Annotated in this window: 6 protein-coding genes; all 6 read left to right on the top strand. The window is 35.1% G+C overall.

Features of this window, described 5'->3' with window-relative positions:
• The first annotated feature begins 12 nt into the window (after window positions 1-12).
• On the top strand, window positions 13-807 hold the full coding sequence (locus P8M54_RS08055) for an ATP-binding protein (protein ID WP_300287030.1): 795 nt from the start codon (window positions 13-15) through the stop codon (window positions 805-807).
• 145 nt (window positions 808-952) lie between these two features.
• Window positions 953-2302, top strand: a complete 1350-nt coding sequence (locus P8M54_RS08050; RefSeq protein WP_300287028.1) for an APC family permease — start codon at window positions 953-955, stop codon at window positions 2300-2302.
• Window positions 2303-2314: 12 nt separating this feature from the next.
• The gene (locus P8M54_RS08045; RefSeq protein WP_300287026.1) at window positions 2315-2569 is read left to right on the top strand and encodes a heavy metal-associated domain-containing protein; all 255 of its coding nucleotides are present in this window, start codon (window positions 2315-2317) and stop codon (window positions 2567-2569) included.
• 124 nt (window positions 2570-2693) lie between these two features.
• On the top strand, window positions 2694-3707 hold the full coding sequence (locus P8M54_RS08040; protein ID WP_300287024.1) for a type II glyceraldehyde-3-phosphate dehydrogenase: 1014 nt from the start codon (window positions 2694-2696) through the stop codon (window positions 3705-3707).
• 11 nt (window positions 3708-3718) lie between these two features.
• Window positions 3719-4780 carry a class I fructose-bisphosphate aldolase gene (locus tag P8M54_RS08035; RefSeq protein WP_300287022.1) on the top strand — a complete coding sequence of 354 codons (1062 nt, stop codon included), beginning with the start codon at window positions 3719-3721 and terminating at the stop codon, window positions 4778-4780.
• A gap of 80 nt (window positions 4781-4860) precedes the next feature.
• Window positions 4861-5499 (top strand): alpha/beta fold hydrolase (locus tag P8M54_RS08030; RefSeq protein WP_300287020.1); only part of this gene is annotated, 639 nt, incomplete at its 3' end.

Genomic DNA, 5499 nt, shown 5'->3' with positions numbered 1-5499 from the left:
AAGTAATTATAAATGAATAACACTTCACAAAATATTAAAACAATGGTAATCCAAATTGTAATTGGGGCAGGAATATTTTATTTCCTTTTGCATCCATTTACCATGGTACTCTATTGGTTTGAATTTAGTGATAAGCCCTTTTCGTTTTCAAAATTTCAAGAAATTTTCAATGAACAATTCCTTAAATCCTTTAGTTTTAATATGAGGGGAATGGGTGGATTATTAACACTTTTTGGAACTGTTTTAGGACTGTTCTCCAGCTTATTTTGGATTCAAATTAAAAACAAGAATAATCTAATAGGTACACAACAGCGGCTATTGCAAAGAGATATTATTCAGCTTGTCAAGAATGGAGAAAATGAACGTATTGAATTCAAATCATCAATACGGTATGATTATAACAAAAAAATTACCAATAGAGAACTTGAAAAGGTCATCGCAAAAACCATTGTAGGTTTTATGAATGCCAAAGGAGGAAAACTCCTGATTGGCGTGGATGATGAAGGTAATGTACTAGGTCTTGAAAAGGATTTTCTTACCCTTAAACATAAAAACAAAGATGGTTATGAACGTGAAGTATTTAGGATCATTTCTACCCAATTGGGTCGCGAAGCCAGTTTTAGTAATCATGTTTCTTTTTATGTTTTGGACGATAAAGACATCTGTGTCATAGACATTGAACCGTCAAATGAGCCAGTATATGTGAGTAATGAGACAACCACCACTTTTTATGTCCGAACAGGCAATGCCACTTATCCTTTAACAGTAAAAGAAACTGTAGATTATTTAAAAACTCAAAAAGCATAAAATGATTCAATACCTCTGGTTCATTAGGAATAGAGTGATGGTTAGTCTAATGCGCTTATGAGGTATTTCGTTTTTCAAAAGAGCAATCAAATGATAATTATAAATCCAAATCCATCAGTCAACAACACAAAGAAATAGTTTATATATGAAAAACACCAAAGTACAAAACAATAAGCTTTCACTAATAGGTTCAATATCTCTTGGCACGGGTGCAATGATAGGTGCTGGAATATTTGTCCTTATGGGGCAAATGGCAGAGTTGGTGGGAGATTTATTTCCAATTGTTTTTATAGCAGGTGCCATTGTCGTGGGTTTCAGTGCTTATTCTTATGTAAAGTTCTCAAACGCTTTTCCTTCCTCAGGTGGTGTCGTTAAATTTTTAAATAAATCCTATGGCCCAGGAACTACAACAGGTGCATTTTCTTTATTGATGTATGTCTCAATGGTGGTTTCTCAGAGTTTGGTAGCAGGTACTTTCGCAGCTTATACGCTTCGGTTATTCCCAGAACGTTTTGCTGGTTACGCTACTATTCTTGGCATTCTACTTTTGGTTACGGTATATATCGTGAATATTTTAGGAAACAAAGTCATTGGAACAACAGCAACCTTTACTGCAGTCATAAAAATACTTGGTATCGCATTACTGGCAATTGCAGGCCTGTTAGCCTCTGGTTTTGCAAATATTACTGGAAATTATATCCCTACAAACACCGAAGCGCTGCCACAGGGAGTTGGTTTTGTTGCTGCATTGGCATTGGCAATACTAGCTTTTAAAGGGTTCACTACTATTACAAATCAAGGAGGAGATATTAAAGACCCACACAAGAATCTAGGGCGATCTATCGTTTCTTCTATTGTTATCTGTACTTTGATTTATGTAGCACTTGCTCTTGCTGTTGCAGGAGGGTTGAGCATACCGGAAATAATTAAAGCTAAGGATTATGCATTAGCGGCCGCTGCAAAACCGGTATTCGGGGAATGGGGTTCTTGGATTACCATAGCAATCGCAATCGTTGCTACTTTTTCAGGTGTAATAGCTAGTGTATTTTCAGCCTCTCGCCTATTGGAGATGTTGAGTAATATGAAACAGGTACCATCCTTAAATAAAATAGGTAACTTTAAAAACCCCGCACTCCTATTCACAGTTTCCCTTGCTATTTTGCTAACTATGTTATTCGATTTGACAAGAATCGCTTCTATTGGAGTTATTTTTTATCTTATTATGGATATTGCTATTCATTGGGGCCTTTTTCGGCATCTTAAAAAGGAAGTAGATTTCCATCCGATTATACCCATAATAGCAATTATTATGGACGCTGTGGTTCTTTCAGCTTTCCTTTATGTAAAATACGTTAACGATCCGTTAGTACTTATAGTCGCGGCAATCGGAATTATATTAATACTTATCTCGGAAAGGTTTTTCATGAAATCGCATACAGACGAGGAGGGCGATATGCAAATGGGAATGGAAACTACAAATAATAAAAACAAATAATAAATTAAAATTATGAAACAACAAGTAGCAATTAAAGGAATGACGTGTAGCGGTTGTGTAAAAACAGTTGAAAAAGCGTTGAGTGGAATAGAAGGTATAAAAGAAGTATCGGTAAGCCTATCTCCACCACAAGCAGTAATACAGGCAGATAGCGCTATTAGTACGGCTCAAGTACAAGCCGCATTATCAAAAGCTGGAAATTATGATGTCGTAGGAGATCAAGAGGTTAATGAGCCGAAAAAATCTGGTGATTGTTGTTGTGGGTAATCCTTGATGCCGAAAAATTACGGCTCTTATTGATAGAGGCTGTGGTAAGTATATCTAAAAATCGAAATACATCAGAAAAAACTTATTGAAACAATAACATAATATTAATTAAATTAAAAATAAAATGAAAAATGTAGCATTAATAGGATATGGCGTCATCGGCAAAAGAGTTGCGGATGCCATTAACGCACAAGATGATATGAAACTAATAGGTGTTTGTGATGTCATTAGTGATTGGCGCATTCAAAATGCCGTTAGAAAAAGCTATGCCATTTATGCGGCGACACCAGATGCTGCAATAACGATGAAGGCTGCTGGTATTTCCGTAAAAGGGAATATGACTGAACTTCTTTCCAAAGTAGATCTTGTGGTAGATTGTACCCCTAAGAACATAGCTGCAAAAAATGTTGAAATCTATAAAAACAAAGGAATCAAATTTATTTTACAAGGTGGAGAAAAACATGAAACCACTGGGCATTCCTTTAGCGCAGAATCTAATTATAAAACCGCTTTAAATTTAGATGCTACTAGAGTTGTTTCCTGTAATACGACATCTATTCTAAGAACATTGACTGCCTTAAAAAAAGCGGGGTTATTAGAATATGCTAGAGGAACACTTTTAAGAAGAGCTACAGACCCCTGGGAAAGTCATTTAGGTGGTATTATGAACACGATGGTGCCAGAAAGAGACATACCGAGCCACCAAGGTCCCGACGCCCAAAGTGTTGACCCTGATTTAAACGTTATTACTTCTGCAGTAAAAGTGCCAGAAACTTTAAGCCACATGCATTATTGGAACGTGAAATTAAAAAAACAAACTACAAAGGAAGAGGTACTAGAGGCTTTCAAGAAATCTAGTAGAATTAAACTAATTCATTACGACCAAGGTTTAGTTTCGAACAATACCATTAAGGAAATGTTTCTAGATATGGGACGCCCGTGGGGCGATATGTATGAAGTCGCACTATGGGAAGATATGCTGAAAGTTGTGGGAGATGAATTATTCTATGCTTATGTGGTGGATAACCAAGCTATTGTTATACCTGAAACTATCGATGCCATTAGAGCACTTACAGGAATTGAAATGGATGCAGATAAATCCATTGCTAAAACAAATGAAAGTTTAGGAATTCAATAATTTTTTTTAAAATGAAAACAGAAAAAAACATATCAGAAATTTTAGGGGATAAAGCAGATTATTATTTGGATTACGTTTGTGAAAAGATCACAAAAGACCAGTTGCAAACACCAAGTAAAAATAGTCTCGATAAAGTATTTGCAAATAGTAACAGAAATCCACAAGTACTTCGCAGTTTATCCCAATTGCACAACCACGGAAATTTGGGAGGTACTGGATATTTAAGTATCCTTCCTGTCGACCAAGGTGTTGAGCATAGTGCTGCCTTTTCATTTTATAAAAACCCAGACTATTTTGACCCTGAAAATATTATAAAACTTGCTATCGAAGGAGGCTGTAATGCAGTAGCTTCCACTTTTGGGGTTTTAGGATTGAACGCAAGAAAATATGCCCATAAAATACCATTCATTGTAAAAATCAACCATAACGAACTCCTTACTTACCCCACTAAATATGACCAAACACTATTTGGTAAGGTCAAGGCAGCTTGGTATATGGGAGCTGTAGCAGTAGGTGCAACCATCTATTTTGGTTCAGAGGAAAGTAACAGACAACTTAAAGAAATTGCCGAAGCTTTTGAAGAAGCCCACAATTTAGGCATGGTCACTATTTTATGGTGCTATCTAAGAAATGATTCGTTTAAAAAAGGTACTGTTGATTATCATGCTTCAGCAGATTTAACAGGACAAGCGAATCATTTAGGTGTAACCATTCAGGCAGATATAATCAAACAAAAGTTGCCAACTAATAATTTTGGTTTTAAAGAAATTGGTTTTGGTAAATATGATGATGAAATGTATGAAACATTGACTACCAATCATCCTATTGACTTGTGCCGTTTACAAGTTGCGAATTGCTACATGGGAAAAATTGGGTTAATCAATTCTGGTGGTGGTTCCGAGGGTGATTCCGATTTGATGGAAGCTGTAACAACTGCCGTAATCAATAAAAGAGCCGGCGGTTCTGGTTTGATTTTAGGTCGAAAAGCATTTCAACGACCTTTTAAAGAAGGTGTTGATTTATTGAATACGCTACAAAGTGTATATCTGGAAAATAAAATAACCATTGCCTAAAGAATCAAAATAAAGTTTAATTGTGTAACTAGATGCCTCATTTAAAAACAAATAAAAAAAACTTTCTAAAACTTGGTAAAATGACGTTATTAATCATCTTTTTAGTATTTATTCTTCCTGTTGGACTCATCGGTGGTTATCAGTATTTTAAAGTAATCAATGCACCAAAATACAATCCTGAAACTATGTCCTTGAATTATGAAATTTTAGGTTCTGGAACAACAAAATTGATTTTAATACATGGTTTGACCGGCTCAAAAAACTATTGGAAAAAAGATTTGGATAGTATTACTAAAACGCACAAGTTATTATTGATTGATTTATTAGGTTTTGGTGACTCACCAAAACCTAATAGTAATTATTCACTTTCTGTACAATTAAAAGCACTTGAAAAAATAATTAAAAAAGAAGGGTTCAATGATGGAAATACAATTATTGCTGGACATTCTATGGGAGCTATAATTTCATTAGCACTTTTAGAGAAGCATCCTAATTGGTTTAAAGCAGGTGTTTTTATGAGTATCCCTGTTTACAAAGATACAGACGAATTTAAGAAAATTATGTCCACACATTCATTTATGGATAGAATTTCAACCAGCAAATTTTCTAAATACATCTGTATGATTCATCCCGTTTTTATGTCGAGTGCATTTAAACCAGAGAACCTTACCGATGATGTATATGAAGATGCTAAAAAGCATCATTGGCAAAGTTATATT

The sequence above is a fragment of the Flavobacterium sp. genome (genome assembly GCF_029242675.1).
Classification (GTDB): domain Bacteria; phylum Bacteroidota; class Bacteroidia; order Flavobacteriales; family Flavobacteriaceae; genus Flavobacterium.
This window is presented reverse-complemented; position numbering and strand designations above follow the sequence as displayed.

Excerpts from the sequence above, each read along its gene's own strand:
- P8M54_RS08055 (WP_300287030.1), top strand. The coding sequence starts at position 13 with ATGAATAACACTTCACAAAATATTAAAACAATGGTAATCCAAATTGTA.
- P8M54_RS08040 (WP_300287024.1), top strand. The coding sequence starts at position 2,694 with ATGAAAAATGTAGCATTAATAGGATATGGCGTCATCGGCAAAAGAGTT.
- P8M54_RS08035 (WP_300287022.1), top strand. The coding sequence starts at position 3,719 with ATGAAAACAGAAAAAAACATATCAGAAATTTTAGGGGATAAAGCAGAT.
- P8M54_RS08050 (WP_300287028.1), top strand. The coding sequence starts at position 953 with ATGAAAAACACCAAAGTACAAAACAATAAGCTTTCACTAATAGGTTCA.
- P8M54_RS08045 (WP_300287026.1), top strand. The coding sequence starts at position 2,315 with ATGAAACAACAAGTAGCAATTAAAGGAATGACGTGTAGCGGTTGTGTA.